At 55.9% G+C, this 14,647-nt stretch carries 14 protein-coding genes; 12 read left to right on the top strand and 2 right to left on the bottom strand.

Annotated elements, in window-relative coordinates:
- Positions 1-151: 151 nt before the first annotated feature.
- Complete coding sequence (locus tag QZ862_RS05355) at positions 152-850, top strand: GntR family transcriptional regulator (protein WP_296037373.1); 699 nt, start codon at positions 152-154, stop codon at positions 848-850.
- A 122-nt stretch (positions 851-972) separates the two neighbouring features.
- Here the strand turns inward: QZ862_RS05355 and QZ862_RS05360 are convergent, their stop codons facing one another.
- Positions 973-2,766, bottom strand: coding sequence for an ABC transporter ATP-binding protein (locus QZ862_RS05360; RefSeq protein ID WP_296097978.1), 1,794 nt, complete (start codon positions 2,764-2,766; stop codon positions 973-975).
- 141 nt (positions 2,767-2,907) lie between these two features.
- Between QZ862_RS05360 and QZ862_RS05365 the strand changes: the two genes are divergently transcribed.
- The 9 genes from QZ862_RS05365 to QZ862_RS05405 all read left to right on the top strand — a co-directional run bounded on the left by QZ862_RS05365 (position 2,908) and on the right by QZ862_RS05405 (position 12,235).
- Entirely contained in the window at positions 2,908-3,765 is an 858-nt protein-coding gene (locus QZ862_RS05365) for a rhodanese-like domain-containing protein (protein WP_296097980.1), read from the top strand.
- A 233-nt stretch (positions 3,766-3,998) separates the two neighbouring features.
- Entirely contained in the window at positions 3,999-5,561 is a 1,563-nt protein-coding gene (locus tag QZ862_RS05370; RefSeq protein ID WP_296097982.1) for an ABC transporter substrate-binding protein, read from the top strand.
- A gap of 105 nt (positions 5,562-5,666) precedes the next feature.
- Positions 5,667-6,677 carry an ABC transporter permease gene (locus QZ862_RS05375; RefSeq protein WP_296078016.1) on the top strand — a complete coding sequence of 337 codons (1,011 nt, stop codon included), beginning with the start codon at positions 5,667-5,669 and terminating at the stop codon, positions 6,675-6,677.
- A 4-nt stretch (positions 6,678-6,681) separates the two neighbouring features.
- A complete protein-coding gene (locus QZ862_RS05380; protein WP_112360081.1) occupies positions 6,682-7,521 on the top strand; it encodes an ABC transporter permease in 840 nt (279 codons plus the stop codon).
- Between the two features lie 8 nt (positions 7,522-7,529).
- The gene (locus QZ862_RS05385; protein ID WP_296097986.1) at positions 7,530-8,909 is read left to right on the top strand and encodes an ABC transporter substrate-binding protein; all 1,380 of its coding nucleotides are present in this window, start codon (positions 7,530-7,532) and stop codon (positions 8,907-8,909) included.
- An 11-nt stretch (positions 8,910-8,920) separates the two neighbouring features.
- A complete protein-coding gene (locus tag QZ862_RS05390; protein WP_113327678.1) occupies positions 8,921-9,301 on the top strand; it encodes a VOC family protein in 381 nt (126 codons plus the stop codon).
- Between the two features lie 2 nt (positions 9,302-9,303).
- Entirely contained in the window at positions 9,304-11,346 is a 2,043-nt protein-coding gene (locus QZ862_RS05395; protein WP_296097989.1) for an SUMF1/EgtB/PvdO family nonheme iron enzyme, read from the top strand.
- Between the two features lie 290 nt (positions 11,347-11,636).
- A complete protein-coding gene (locus QZ862_RS05400; protein ID WP_116494806.1) occupies positions 11,637-11,945 on the top strand; it encodes a type II toxin-antitoxin system RelB/DinJ family antitoxin in 309 nt (102 codons plus the stop codon).
- Complete coding sequence (locus tag QZ862_RS05405) at positions 11,942-12,235, top strand: type II toxin-antitoxin system RelE/ParE family toxin (protein WP_296075073.1); 294 nt, start codon at positions 11,942-11,944, stop codon at positions 12,233-12,235. Before QZ862_RS05400 ends, QZ862_RS05405 begins: the two co-directional genes overlap by 4 nt.
- Positions 12,236-12,536: 301 nt before the next feature.
- On the opposite strand, the gene QZ862_RS05410 is transcribed toward QZ862_RS05405, so the two are convergent.
- Entirely contained in the window at positions 12,537-12,956 is a 420-nt protein-coding gene (locus tag QZ862_RS05410; RefSeq protein WP_296097991.1) for a DUF1761 domain-containing protein, read from the bottom strand.
- Between the two features lie 149 nt (positions 12,957-13,105).
- Here QZ862_RS05410 and QZ862_RS05415 point away from each other — a divergent pair, with 149 nt between their 5' ends.
- Positions 13,106-13,789: a YafY family protein gene (locus QZ862_RS05415; protein WP_296097993.1), complete on the top strand. Its 684-nt coding sequence runs from the start codon at positions 13,106-13,108 to the stop codon at positions 13,787-13,789.
- 458 nt (positions 13,790-14,247) lie between these two features.
- Positions 14,248-14,607: a glycoside hydrolase domain-containing protein gene (locus tag QZ862_RS05420; RefSeq protein WP_296097995.1), complete on the top strand. Its 360-nt coding sequence runs from the start codon at positions 14,248-14,250 to the stop codon at positions 14,605-14,607.
- Positions 14,608-14,647: the final 40 nt, after the last annotated feature.

A 14,647-nucleotide genomic window follows, 5' to 3' on the forward strand; every position in this document is an offset into this window, starting at 1 on the left:
AATATACCACGTAGTATATTACGCATCTCAAGCTTGTCAAAGCGACTTTCGCACGATGTGGAAAAACGAACCTGGATTTGAAAAGCTTTGACTCGCAGGCTGCACATGACTGACAAAGACGAAACAGCGCGCTTTGCGCATGGAGGCATGTTTGAACATTTCTGAAAGGTCTGCCCCTCAAGAGAAGCGGGCGAAATCGCTGACTGAGCAGGCTTACGTCACGTTGCGCGAGCGCATCATTGTCGGTGAACTTGCTCCAGGCGTCGAGGTTTCCGAGCCGGAGCTAGCCGAACAGCTTCAGATGAGCAAAACGCCGGTGCGCGAAGCGCTGGGGCGCCTTTGTGTAGAAGGTTTGATGGAGGCGTTCCCAAGGCGCGGTTATCGTGTCACGCCTGTAACACTGAAGGACGTGAACGATCTTTTCGCTATTCGTGGTGTTTTGGAAGGGACAGCCACCGCGCTTGCCGCTCAGAACCTGACGGAGCAGGAATTGGGTGCACTCGATCAATTGGCGCAGGCAAACTATGTTGTAGGTGAGGATAACAGCACCAAGACATTCGTGACATCCAATGAGTTGTTTCACGCTGCTATCGCGAGAGGATCACGCAACACGCGCCTAGCCTCGCTGGTCATCAGCCATCTCGAGGAATGTGCCCGCTTCTTCTATATGGGCACGCGGGTTCGCGACCTTAATCCCGAGACGGAGGCGGACCATCTGCGCATCGTCGCATTCCTGCGCAAGCGTGATGGCGAGAGTGCCAAGCAGGCTATGCTGGATCACAATGAAAATACGCGCAAAGGGCTGCTGGATGCGTTGATCTCCAATTCGCAGGTCAGACTGACCCTCTAAGGCGTGCCGCGCGAAAGCCACAGGTGGTTCGGCAATAACGACGTGCGGTGATCGCGATGTGATGCAACCCTCATGTGGAGCATTGAGCTTATCGGCATCAAGGCCGATGTTCTGGCGATGCTTCAGTTTTGCTTGACCAGATGGCCGGGTGCGGCCTCGCGATAGATTGACTTCTCCGGCACGTAATCGACGGGCCGAACAGCGCTGCCGATTTCAGCGCCGATCCTGAGTTTGCGCTGCTGGCGTCTGTGCGGATCCGCAACCGGTACGGCATCCAGCAACCGCTTGGTATAATCGTGCTGTGGATTGCCGAAAATCTGCGATCGGGAGCCGATTTCCACGATCTCTCCCAGATACATGACGGCCACTCTATGGCTGACACGCTCCACGACAGCCATGTCGTGGGAGATGAAGAGATAGCCGACATTCAGCCTCTCCTGTATCTCGAGCATCAGGTTTACAACTTGCGCCTTGATGGAGACATCAAGAGCCGAAACGGCCTCATCCGCGACGATGAGACTGGGATTGAGCGTCAACGCACGAGCGATGCTGATGCGCTGACGCTGGCCACCTGAAAATTCGTGTGGGAAGCGGCTTGCCATATCGGGCTTCAGTCCAACCTTTTCCAGAAGGTTGATTGCCCTGTCATGCGCTTCCCGCTTTCTCGCAATGCCGTGTGCAATCATCGGCTCAGCAATGGCGTCGCCAATGCGCATGCGCGGGTTAAGGCTCGAAAACGGGTCTTGAAAGATCATCTGCATCTGGCGACGGACTCGTGAGAGGCGCTTTCTCGGCATCGCTCTCACATCTTCACCATCCACCTTGATCGTGCCGCTGACGGGTTCCACGAGGCGCAGGACCGAACGGCCGGTCGTGGATTTGCCGCAGCCCGATTCACCGACCAGAGCCAGTGTCTCTCCCGCTTTCAGGTCAAACGATACGTCTTCCACCGCGTGGACGCGGGACGTGACGCGACCGAGAATTCCGGTTCTGACCGCAAATCGTGTTACCAGATTGCGAACTTCCAAAACTGGCGTTTCAAGTGGCAGCGAGGTCAGTCTCTCCGGTATCACCTTGCCCGTTTCGACATCGACCAGTGGGAAGGTGGCAGGCTGTGGATGATCCGCCAGCGACCCGAGCTTCGGCACCGCAGAAAGCAACGCGCGCGTATAGCCATTAGCCGGGCTGTCGAATATTTGCTTGGTGGGGCCCGTCTCCAACACTCTGGAGCGGAACATGACCAGCGTGCGGTCCGCGATTTCCGCAACGACGCCCATGTCGTGCGTAATGAACAGCACGCCCATGTTCTCTTCAGCCTGCAGTAGCCTTATCAGTTCCAGGATTTCAGCTTGAACGGTCACGTCGAGCGCAGTCGTCGGCTCATCGGCAATGAGCAGCTTGGGACGGCAAGAAAGTGCCATGGCGATCATGACGCGCTGTAGTGTGCCACCCGAAAGCTCATGTGGATACTCATCGAAGCGTTTCGCAGACGAAGGAATGCGAACACGGTCAAGAAGCCTGATCGTTTCTGCCCTGGCTTCGCTTGGTCCAATCTGACGGTGGCGTCGCATGGCTTCGGCGATTTGCCTGCCGACCGTCATGACAGGGTTCAGCGAAGTCATCGGCTCCTGAAAAATCATGGCACTCTGATTGCCGCGAACGTCCTGCATGTCCTTCTCGGAGAGCGTCAAAAGCTCACGATCACCGAGCTTGACGCTGCCGCTGACGCGTGAAGTCTTTTCAGGCAGGAGGCGCATGATCGACATGGCAGTGACGCTTTTGCCGGAACCCGACTCGCCGACAATAGCCACCGTTTCACCAGCGTTGACCGTAAAGCTCACATCGTTGACGACCGGCGTCCAGATGCCATTTCGCCGGAAGGATGTCGTGAGATTTTCAACGGTCAGAATGGACACGCAGGTTGCTCCAAACGAGGAATGACATGCCGGACAAAAACGGACTTTCGTAATATACTACGTAAGATATTTGAACTTGCCAAGCGTGTTCTTATGGGGGAGGATCTTGAAACGTCAGATACCACGAGGAGTAAACGCGGCATGGCAGATGATATCCGCAAATCCGTTCTTCTGATGCCTGTCGAGCTTCAAGCTTTTAGAGAGGCAGGCAACGACGCAACGATTCTGGCTGTCCATTCCATCAATCCCTACACAAGTGAGCCGTCTTTCAAGGGCCTTCGGATTGAAGGCGCCATCGATACCCAAGCCTACACCGATTTCCAATCGCCCGCGACGGTCGAAGGTGGCCAGCGCCCATTACCCGATATCGCGGTCCTGGAGCAGAAGGCGCGCAAGTGGGGATTGCGCAAGCAGAGCACGATCGTCGTCTATGATGGCGATCGCAGCATGACGGCCGCGCGCGCCTGGTGGGTGCTGAAATGGGCAGGGCTACCGGACGTCCGGGTTCTGGATGGTGGCTTTCGCGCTTGGCAGGTTGCCGGACTTCCCGTGACAGAAGCGATTGCGACGCCCGTCGCCAGCGAGATCAGCCTCTCTGCTGGCAACATGCTGGAACTCGATGCCGATGGCTCTCTTGCGCTTGCGAGGCGTGGGGTACTCCTGGATGCACGCATCCGTCCAAACTACATCGGAGGTCCAACTGTCGAGGGGCAACCCCCGAGAGGGCATATTCCCCTTGCGGTCAGTGCGCCAGCGCCAGACAACGTCACCGACTACGGCAATTTCGCCGATAGTGCGACGCTTACGGAAATGTACCGTGCGCTTGGTGTGGATGGCTCTAAGGAAGTGGGCGTTTATTGTGGAGCCGGAATGTCCGCTGCCCATACGGTGCTGGCGCTCGCGGCGATTGGGGTCAGCGCCTCCATGTATCCTGGGTCCTGGTCGGCTTGGGTTGCGGACCCGTCCCGGCCTGTCGTTTCGGGCGCATCTCCGGTCTGACGTTCTGCTTTCATAAGCAGGATCGCGACGGCAGACTGAGAAATTTGGGCAGGATATTCTCACCCATGCGCAAAAAATAGGCGAATTTTCTCTCTGTTTAAAGTCGAGGCGGATTACTTTACATGCTGCGCTCGTGCTGATATATCTCGTAGTATACTACATAGATAAGGTGCGATTGAACGCGCTCAACGCGGGAACGGGGCTGGTGCTCCATACTTGGAAAGGGCAGGCGAATGAAGATCTGGAAGGGATTTACAGCAGCGGCCGTGGCTTTGCCGATTTTGGCGGGTGCGGCTGTCGCAAATGCGCAGGAACAACTGAAGACCCTGGTGGTGGCTGTGCCATCCGACCCGGTCAGTCTTGAGCCAGGAACTAACAAGGCCGAGCCCATTGGCAGTGAAGTTATCCTGAATGTGTTCGACACGTTGGTCGCTTGGACGGCCCCAGATTTCACCAAACTCGAAGGCCGACTTGCGAGCAACTGGACGGTGTCGCCTGATGGCAAGGAGTTCAGCTTCAAGCTTCGCGAGGGCGTGAAGTTTCAGGATGGAACCCCGTTCGATGCTGCCGCTGTGAAGTTCTCGCTCGAGCGTACCAAAGCTTCTAACCCTTACGTAAAAGCGACATTCGATCTGATCAAGGATATTGCCGTCGTCTCGCCGGCGGAGGTCAAGATCACGCTATCGGCGCCTTATCCGGCGTTTCTCTCTATTCTGGCGCAGCCTCAGTCGGCCATCGTCAGCCCGACCGCAGTTCAAAAGTTCGGTGATAAATTCGCGTCAAATCCGGTCGGCACAGGCCCCTTCGTCTTCAAGGCTGCTCAGGCAGATACCAATGTCGTGCTCGAAGCCAATCCCGATTACTTCCGTGGCGCGCCAAAGCTTTCGAAGATCATCTACCGCGTCATTCCAGATGCCTCCACGCGCAGGCTGGAGCTGGAAAGTGGCGGCGTCGACATTGTTCAGCAGCAAGGTCAGCTCTCGGCCATCGCAGCCGAGGATATCGAAGCGCTAAAGTCCAACAAGGACGTGAAGGTCATTGAAAGCCCCAGTCAGATCATCCGTCAGCTTGAGTTCAACAACAAGAAGACAAATGGACCCTTCGCCAATGTGAAGGTTCGTGAGGCGATCACCCACGCAATTGATTATGACGGACTCCTGCAGGGCGTTTTCGGAGGTACAGCGGAGCGCGTCTATGGACCGCTGACATCGAACAGTTGGGCCTTCAATCCTAAAATGAAAGAGTTGGCCCCGACTTACGATCCGGAACTGGCAAAGAAGCTGCTTGCACAGGCGAATGTAGATCCATCGTCCATCTCTCTCAAACTCTACAGCTTCCAAGGCCCGCTCTGGGGCGCAGTCGCGACCTTCGTTCAGGCGAACCTCGCAGATATCGGCATCAATGCAACGATCGAGCAGACCGAATTCCCGGCTCTTCGCGCATTGCAGACCTCCGGTCAGTTCGACGTGGCTTTGGATGGACGGCAGCCCTGGTACAATGATCCTGACGCACATATTACCATCGGCTATCTGTCATCGCTTGCCGATACGGCCATGACCTTCCGCATGCCACAGGACAAATCGCTCGATGATCTGATCCTCAAGGCACAGCAGACGCCGGATATGGAAGCCCGCAAAGCGCTCTACTTCCAGGTTCAGGAGGAAATCGCCAAGCGCGTGCCTGCAGCCTATCTCTTCAGCCCCAAGCTGATCGTCTTTGCGCGCGCGAACGTCGAAGGGCTCGTCGTCAACAGTGCACCGCCGCTGAACGAATACTGGTCGGTCTCCAAGAAGTAATACACTTCACGGAGGGCGGGCGCCTTGGGTGTCCGCCTTCTGATCACGCCTAAATGACGTCGTGCATCTGGAATGACGTCCTCCAATATTGAGTGAAGCGAGAAGATGGCGAGTTTCATCATACGCAGATTGATCGCATTGATACCTGTGATGTGTATTGTGCTGGTCATCGTTTTTTCGCTCGTTCGCATGATACCGGGCGATCCGGCAGTCACACTCCTTGGACCGGGTGCGACGCAGGAGCAGATTTTGGCGCTACGTGCCCAACTCGATCTCGATCGGCCTGTCATTCTTCAGTTCGTCCATTATGTCTTGGGCCTTTTCAGCGGCGATTTTGGTATCTCGCTCAAGACAGGCCAGCCGGTCGCACATGAAATTCTCTCTCGTCTGCCCGCGACCATCGAACTTTCGGTTCTCGCGGTTATTGTAGCCATCATCATCGGTATTCCGCTTGGCGTCCTGTCCGCTACACGGCCAAACTCGATCTTCGACCACGTCACCCGCATTGCGTCGCTAGTCGGCGTTTCGATGCCAGCTTTTTTGCTGGCTTTGATTTTACAGCTGATCTTCGGCACTTATCTTGGGTGGCTGCCTGTTTCAGGTCGGATGAGCTCGTTCATTACGGCTGAACGAATAACCGGGTTTGCTGTCCTGGACGGTATCGTGACCGGAAACTTTGACGCGGCGTGGAGCGCTATCCAGCACCTGATATTGCCGACAGCCGTCCTTGCCGCTTTCCTCGCCGCAACACTTGGGCGCTTTGTGCGCAACACGATGCTGGATGTCATGGGCGAGGATTTCATCCGCACGGCGAAAGCCAAGGGCTTGAGGCGCAGCGATGTCATTCTCAGGCATGGCCTGCGCAACTCGTTGCTGCCTGCCATCACCGTCATAGGTCTGAAATTTGCTGAAATGCTCGGCGGCGCCATCCTGACCGAAACAATCTTCGCCTGGCCCGGCATCGGACGATACATGTTCGAGGCCATCAAGAACCGGGACTATCCTGTCATTCAGGGCACCACGCTCGTTTTTGCGTTGCTCTTTGTGCTGACATCCATCGTGGTGGATCTGCTGTACGGCGTTCTGGATCCGCGTGTGCGCAAGAAGATGAAGTAGAGCCATGCGAGACGTTTTACTATTTCTGAAAAGCAACACGCTGGCGCTCGTCGGTCTCCTGATATTGCTGCTATTGGTCGGTGCCATTACCATCGGCCCATGGATCACGCCATACACGCCCACGAAGCTCGATATCCTGCACAAGCTTGAAGGTCCCACATTCGCTCATTGGCTCGGAACCGATGCGTTCGGTCGCGACGTGCTGACCCGGATCATGCATGGCGGGCGGGCAACGCTCACGATTGGGGTCGGCGTGGTGGTGATTGCCTTCGTGATCGGCGTGTTCTTCGGCATGCTGGCCGGGTTTACCGGAGGCTGGGTCGATAGCATCATCATGCGCATTGTCGATGCCATTTTGGCTTTTCCGGCCTTGGTATTGGCCATTGCGCTCGCCGCGGCATTCGGCCCAAGCCTGCAAAACGCCATGCTTGCTGTTGCGATCACGTTGGCGCCGCAGTTCGCGCGCGTTGCGCGGAGCCAGGCTCTGAGCGTCTCGGTGAAGCCATATGTCGAAGCCGCCGTCTCATTGGGCTTGCCGCCTCAGCGAATCCTCTTTCGCTATATCTTTGTCAACGGACTGGGTCCGCTGTTGGTGCAGTCGACCCTGGCGCTGGGTAGCGCGATCCTGCAGACGGCAAGCCTGGGTTTTCTTGGCCTTGGTGCACAGCCCCCTATGGCTGAGTGGGGTGCCGACGTCTCCGCCAATCTTCAATATGTGCGAAGTGCGGCATGGGTGGCGCTAGCACCGGGCATGGCAATCCTGCTTGCGGTTTTGTCGTTCAATCTAATCGGTGACAGTCTGGCGGACTGGTTCAACCCACGTCGCCGAAGTGAGCTTGAGTAAATCCAGCGATGTTGACCATAAGCCTCGAAAAAATCGACTTCCTTCCGCCGACGCGGGTGACAGACGACACGAGCGTGCTGACGCTCAAGAACCTCGTCTTCGAACCTCTGCTGCGATGGAAAAACGGACATGTGCTGCCCGGACTGTTTTCGCGTTGGACACGCACGGACGATGGACGTCTCTGGACATTCCATATTCGGGAAGGCGCTGTCTTCCATGATGGAAAGCGGTGTGTGGCCGAAGATGTTATCTTGTTCATCGACGGCATTCTTGATGCGGTCGATACGTTCGGCATGAAATGGTCTTATGCCCGCTACCTAGAGCATGCCGAAATTCTTGCCGATGGGGATGAGGCGGTGCGCGTGGCCAATCCAACGCCCATTGCTGATATTCTCGATATCTTTTCAGAGTTTTACATTTGTCGCTTTAACGCTGAGGGCCACCCGCTTCTCGGCACAGGGCGCTACCTGGTTCAGGACTATGAAACGCAGCGACGCGTTATCCTCAAGAGGGCGACTGGCGTAACCGGCCCCGAACATATTACGGCACTGGCGGAGAAGCATGCAGATGTCCGGTATGAGCACCTGCGCTACGGATATGTCGATGCGGCATCTAATCTGGAGCGCGTGGAAGAACGTCTCGATTTTTCTCCAGATTATCAGTGGGGAAAAGCCGTCAACACACTGTCGGTGATGTATTACCTGAACTGCAGAAAAGGCATTTTTCGCTCTCCCGCAGCCAGACTTGCCGTCAATTATGCGGTCGATACGCAAGCAATCGCCGAAGACATTTTCCACGGCCTCGCAGTTCCCTCAGCGACCATCGTCAGCCCCTTTCACTTGGGTGCTGCCAAAGCCAACCTCTCACCGATCCCCTTCGATCCGGAAAAAGCAAGGCGTCTGCTGGGAGAATTGGATACGAGCAACGATGTCGAACTTCGCACGCCAACCTTCATGCCTGAGCGAGCGCCGGAGATGAGTGCATTCGTTGCCGCGTCGCTTGAGGCAGTCGGCCTGAAAGTGAACGTTACCACGCAGTTGGATAGACCGGAATATGCTCGTCAAATCGGTCGCAAAGACATGGGCGACATGGCGATTTTTGACTCGTCGCCGCACAGCACCTACCGCATCTTGAACGACAAGATATCGAGCGCGACCCAGGCCGTCTGGTGGCAGGGTTACGATGACGAGGAGACGGAAGCGCTGATTGCCGATGCCAACATGGCGGTCGAGGATGCGGACCGGGAAGAGGCTTACGCCCTCTGCCTCAAGCGTCTGCAGCAAAACCCGCCTTGGCTCTATCTCGTCCATCCTATCGATGTTTTTGCCGCGCGGAAGGATCTGCGAGGCCTGTCCATCGACAACAAAGGCACACTTAATATTCGCTAAGGACGTATGACATGGAAAGAGATTACTCGATTACCTTCTTCTATTACGATGACATCATGTCCGTGGTGCCATTTTACGAGAATGTGCTGGGTTTTGAACTGGTACTTGATCAGGGACTGGCACGAATCTATCGTATTGCGGGCAGGTGCTATTTCGGTATCGTAGACGGCAATCGTGGCCATCTGAAGCACCAGGAGAAGAGCGCTGTCCTGCTGACGATCGTCGCGCAGGATGTGGAAGGGTGGCACCAGAGGTTGAAGGACGCTGGCGTGAAGGGACAGTCTGACCTGTTGCGCGGTCGCTTTTGCGACCATTTCTTCTTTGAGGATCCCGCTGGCTACGCCATCGAAATCCAGCGCTTTCATAACCCGGATGTTGCAAAGCTGTTCTGATGATGAGCGATACCAGAGGCGACAAAGCCGCGTTACGCGCGAAAGTGCTGCTAAACACGAAAGCCTTCGGGGAGGAGCCGCTTCTATCGCTGCCGAACGGCGCGGTCGCGACCCTTGAGCAAGGCTATATCCCATTGCTGGTGAACTTCAGCTTAGAAGACAAGGCCGCGAAAGGCTTACGCAAATTGAAGGATCGAGCCGAGCCGGAGCCTGCCGTCTATTTTTCTGCGCTGGAACTTGTGCGCGATAACGCGACCCTTGCGCTGATCGGCGAGACGGGGAGCGGCAAGAGCACATTCGCCAAGCATCTGGCCTTTTCCCTTGCCCAAGGCGACATCCCGAGAAATGTTGTTGTCCGTAACGATCAGGGCGCGGTTCACCCTGAAGAATGGAGCACAGAGAAAGTCTTGCCGATTTTCGTCAAGGTCACGGCAGGCTTGAGTTTTTACACTCAGCTTGCTCACGCCGCGCCGGATTTGAGCGCCTTGCAGGAACCGGATGAGGCATTGCTCATCATTCTCGATGGTGTAGAGGCGGCAGGGCGGGAGGCGTCTGTCATTCTGGAAGACGCAGCCGCTTTTCAGCTGCATAATCCGAAGACGCGCATTCTCGCATTGATCGAATCGCAGGCTGCAAAACGCATCTCGCTTCCCTCGGTATTTGCCCGCCACGAACTGCTTCCCTTTCTAAAGACTCAGAGACTTCAGGCTGTGACCCGCTTCACCGGATGTGCTCCGGCTGGAAATGCAAGCGTGCTATCAAAAGGGGCGGCCAACCCTGCTCAGTTCGTCATGGCAATGAAGGGCGGCGGGCAAGAGGATACAACTGAAGGCATCGTTGATCGTTGGCTCGAAAAGCTCACAGAGGACGAAAAGACCGCAGATTTACTGTGCGGTCTGGCTTACGACTCCGTGGCTGGCCACTCAGATGATGGAGGCCTTTTCCCGGTTGTTCGCGCCAGACAATTGCTCGCCGCACGATATCTCGCCGAGAAGGCGCCCGAGATCGCCGCCTCGCAGTTCACTAAGGACCCTGATCTGTGGACGCCGGTCGTTCTAAGCCTTGCGGCGCGTCTCAATGCAAAATTCACGAGTGGCAGTCTTATCGAAGCCTTGGTCGCCAGTGGCGATCTCCGCGGTGTGCTTTTGTCAGCCGGATTGCTGAGTGGGCAGAGCCCGTTGCAACAGAAGATCATGCCGCATCTTCTCGATATCATCGAGCGGGGTCTTCTCAGCGCGGCAGAGCGGGAGGTGGCAGGCCGCATCGTTTCGCGTTGGGGCGATACCCGGGATCTAGAAGCTTTGGCGGACGTTCCGGGCGGCACATTCACCTTCGGCTCTTCAACGCATCCAAACTCCGCTCCGCCACACGGTGTCGAGGTGGCGGGATTCAAGATCGGTCTTTATCCCGTTACGAACCGTGCCTATGCGGGCTTCATAGAAGAGACCGGGCGCCTGTGGCAAAGCCAAGATCGCTCCAACGCGGAGAGGCAATCGGCCCCGGCAACGGATTTGACGTGGCGCGATGCGCGAGCTTACTGCGATTGGCTCACCGGAAAGTGGCGATCTCATGGGCGTATCGGGACCGACGAGATCGTGCGCCTTCCAACCGAACCTGAGTGGGAACGTGCCGCGCGGGGCGACCAGATGGAAGAAGGGGCGGCGGTCGTCTATCCGTGGGGCCATCTCTGGGCACATGACGTCGCCAACTCCGAAGAAACCGGTTTCAACGATACCTGTACTGTAGGTCTTTTTCCAAAAGGCCGCTCGCCATATGGCTGTTACGACATGGCTGGCCAAGTGTGGGAATGGTGTACCACCTTATGGGGCGATGATATGGCGACGCCGAGCTTCCGATATCCGTATTGGTTAAATGATGGACGCGAGGACCGCGACGCCGCTCCATCCATCAGGCGGGTGTTGCGAGGCGGGTGCTTTTCCAGCGGAAAGCTGAAAGCGTGCTGCACCTATCGCGGCAGTCTGGAGCCGGACGGTTTCTGGCGCGGCAACGGCTTTCGCATTGTCGTCAGCAACAAGAGCCACTAGCGGTCCGCACCCAACGGAAACTATGTTAAGAGATGAGCGGAAAGTATCCTCCACCGGTCGTTTGCTCAACTTCCTTCGGTGGGAGTCGCCGGCACGCGTGAACTACGGCGTCACCACTTCCTAGATTAAGCAGACGAGTGTGCGGTTCTTCGCGTCCTCAAGGTGCGCAGGAACGTGTCGACGGTTCATATCCCATCAAGAGCAGAAATGCTTCGAGCGAATTCTCGACACTCCACTCTGGGAATTGTCATGCAAATGAATTACCATCTCTTAAAACGTCGGAGATAGTTATGGCCGCAAACGCTCTTGTACAAACACGTATTGATTCCGAAATTCGGGACCGTGCTTCCGCCGTGCTTGAAAGCATGGGCCTCACGGTATCTGATGCGGTTCGTATCATGCTCACCCGGACTGCTAACGAAGGCGCGCTGCCTCTTGAGCTTCTTTCTGGCAGTGAAGCACACGATGCTTGGTTTCGGACCAAGGTACTAGAAGCATTGAACGATACTAGACCGGATTTATCGGATGACGAGGTCGAGGCGCACTTTGCCACACGTCGAGCGGCGGCCCGTCTTAAAGCTGGTTTGCCAAAAACATGAAACTGACTTGGTCTGCGTTTGCGTTGTCGGATCGCGACGCTATTTTCACATACATCGAGGCAGACAATCCTGCAGCAGCCATATTGATCGATGAGCGAATAGCCGCCGCCGCCCGTCGCTTGCTCGATTTTCCTGCCAGTGGGCGCGTTGGCAGAATTGCCGGGACACGCGAACTCGTCATCAATGGTACGCCTTATGTCGCCGCTTATTTGATTACCCAAACAACAGTTCGAATTCTCCGCGTACTACATGGCGCGCAGGAATGGCCAGAACAACTGCCGCTAAGCTGATGATTACGTTCGCGCAGGAGCGACGGTTCGATTCCCATCAAGGCGAAGTGTCGACCGTTTTGGAGTGGATAGTGGACCGTCAGCCTCCAAACGGCGACATGATAAAGCGGACACAATGGCTGGTTTGACGGGCCAGGGCCCGCTCATTTTCAAGCGTGGCCCACCAAGAAAGGTCAAGGCACTTTCAGGTCGCCTTGACCATCTTGGCAAAACGCAGGCGTGGTAATTCCAGAACCACGCCTGCGTTTGTTTCGGCACCTCGAAAATCCTCACATCGTCTGCGCTCATGCGCATAACAGGCCTATTGCAACAGAAATAACACGCCGCTCGTCACCAAACTGCTGACCAGGAAATAGGGCGCGTTCACCATCGTGTAGTAGAACGGCCTGGGGAAATTGGGATTGATCGCAATAGTCATGCACATCGCCAGGAGATAACCAACGCCGATCACCAGCCCGAGCGACAGGGCGTCGGCAAGGGAGACAATGCCGATCATGCGCATGATCGCGGCCGTCGTGACGATCATGACGACATTGCACACGAAGGGGCCAAGAATGGTCAGTATGTCCGGCTTGGCGGCCGGCATGGTCTCACGTCCCAACGCTATCGCGTAATATCTGGGTACCAGGGCGCCGTAAAATACGCCCCCGAAGACGAAACCGAATGCGGAGGCCGCAAGAACGCCCCAGACACTGATCTGGGCAAATGTACCGAAAACCATAGTTCACTTTCCTGTGAAAAAAAATCTCGCCACGAACGCTCGATGGGTATCGTTGTGGTCCCGATGCTTATCGTTTTTGCCCCTTGGCTATGTGAAATGGATGAAACGGGTATACATGTACCCAACTGACACTTCACGGCAGTTGGATGATGAGTGGACCCGATAGATTGCTGCGCCTTCTTCAGCTTATGCGCGTCATGGCGCCCCCGATTACGGCGGAGCGTCTGGCGGTCGAACGCGGCGTATCCGTACGATCAATCTACCGCGATATCGAACTGCTGCGGCTGTCGGGCGCCCAAATTGAGGGAGAACGCGGCTATGGCTATCGATTGATCGAGGACTATGCTCTGCCGCCGCAAACATTTGATCGTCTTGAAATCGAAGCGATTACCGTGGGACTGGGCGAAGTGCGCGAGATGGGCGACCCGGACCTGGCGCGCGCCGCCGAGGCTGTGCTCGCCAAGATTGCCGCAACCTTGCCTGACGATCGCGAGCAGCAATTGCTGCATTCAATATCCCATGTCTATCGACCAAAGGGTCGCTACGGCCTGCATCCGTATCTACCAGCGATACGGAAGGCGTGCTGGGAGGAGCAGGAGATCGAAATAGGCTATCGAGATCAGGCGGGCACTGCCAGCCAGCGTACTATTCGCCCCCTTTCCATCATATACAGTGATCATGTCCTGACAGTTCTGGCCTGGTGCTGTCTGCGTGATGATTTCCGGATGTTCAGGGTCGACCGGGTCGAGAGCCTTTCAGGCAACGGGGCCAGTTTTCGTCCCCAGCGGGTGATTTTGTTGCGGGATTACCTTCTAAAGCTCAGCGAGAAATAGCGCAATTTGAACGGCGGCCGTCGGGATAGTCTCCGCCACGCCGCTCAAATACAAGTGGAGCCCCACGTGTTCAAGATGTGCGGCACAGCACTCTCAGCGCGGGAACACAAATACCCCTAGAACGTGTTTTATTCGATGCGGGATGTATTGCATTCCGTGTAAGTGTGCGTATTCTGCATTCTTAGCAAAACGTCGGATTATAGCTAGTTACCCAAGCAACTCGTGGAAGTGGTATGCGACTTTTTGCCAGGTAACGCTAGAAATTTGCGTACTGGTGGCGTCTGCGTGACAAAAGACTTTCCCTTCTTACCCTATTATTTGTGTGGCATCGCATATCGAGCTCGGTTTATGGGAGGATCGTATGGTCGCCATCTGAAGCTCCATAGAAGTAACAGGCCACTTTCACCGCTGTGATCATCAGCGATGCAGTGCTTTAAGACAATTTTGGGAGAATACAGATGTCCTATCGAGATGACTTCTCGAATGCTGCTGGCTGGTCTGTTGTCGATATCAGCATTCGACTGAACAACAATGCCGGGCGTGGATTTTTGTCCTTTCTCAAGCAGAGCGGCGTCGACACTCTCATCCGATATTGTGCAAGTTCAGCCCGTCCAAAAATGATCACCGCCGAAGAGGCCAAGTTCCTTTCCAAGGAAGGATTTGGCATTCTTCCGGTCTTTCAGGACAGCAGCCGTGATATTTCCAACTTTTCGCGCCAAGCTGGAACGGCAAACGCGAAAAGCGCCATGGATTTCGCCAAGCGCGTTGGTCAGCCGAAAGGCAGGGGCAGCACGATCCTTTTTGCGGTTGGATGCTGACTACAACGCTGCTCAAATCGACGGCCTGTTGATTTGCACT

It is taken from the genome of uncultured Agrobacterium sp. (assembly GCA_913777615.1).
Classification (GTDB): domain Bacteria; phylum Pseudomonadota; class Alphaproteobacteria; order Rhizobiales; family Rhizobiaceae; genus Agrobacterium.

What these genes read in the sequence shown, in the direction of transcription:
- QZ862_RS05365 (WP_296097980.1), top strand. Translation starts at nt 2,908, where the DNA reads ATGGCAGATGATATCCGCAAATCCGTTCTTCTGATGCCTGTCGAGCTT.
- QZ862_RS05370 (WP_296097982.1), top strand. Translation starts at nt 3,999, where the DNA reads ATGAAGATCTGGAAGGGATTTACAGCAGCGGCCGTGGCTTTGCCGATT.
- QZ862_RS05375 (WP_296078016.1), top strand. Translation starts at nt 5,667, where the DNA reads ATGGCGAGTTTCATCATACGCAGATTGATCGCATTGATACCTGTGATG.
- QZ862_RS05380 (WP_112360081.1), top strand. Translation starts at nt 6,682, where the DNA reads ATGCGAGACGTTTTACTATTTCTGAAAAGCAACACGCTGGCGCTCGTC.
- QZ862_RS05385 (WP_296097986.1), top strand. Translation starts at nt 7,530, where the DNA reads ATGTTGACCATAAGCCTCGAAAAAATCGACTTCCTTCCGCCGACGCGG.
- QZ862_RS05390 (WP_113327678.1), top strand. Translation starts at nt 8,921, where the DNA reads ATGGAAAGAGATTACTCGATTACCTTCTTCTATTACGATGACATCATG.
- QZ862_RS05395 (WP_296097989.1), top strand. Translation starts at nt 9,304, where the DNA reads ATGAGCGATACCAGAGGCGACAAAGCCGCGTTACGCGCGAAAGTGCTG.
- QZ862_RS05400 (WP_116494806.1), top strand. Translation starts at nt 11,637, where the DNA reads ATGGCCGCAAACGCTCTTGTACAAACACGTATTGATTCCGAAATTCGG.
- QZ862_RS05405 (WP_296075073.1), top strand. Translation starts at nt 11,942, where the DNA reads ATGAAACTGACTTGGTCTGCGTTTGCGTTGTCGGATCGCGACGCTATT.
- QZ862_RS05410 (WP_296097991.1), bottom strand. Translation starts at nt 12,956, where the DNA reads ATGGTTTTCGGTACATTTGCCCAGATCAGTGTCTGGGGCGTTCTTGCG.
- QZ862_RS05415 (WP_296097993.1), top strand. Translation starts at nt 13,106, where the DNA reads ATGAGTGGACCCGATAGATTGCTGCGCCTTCTTCAGCTTATGCGCGTC.
- QZ862_RS05420 (WP_296097995.1), top strand. Translation starts at nt 14,248, where the DNA reads ATGTCCTATCGAGATGACTTCTCGAATGCTGCTGGCTGGTCTGTTGTC.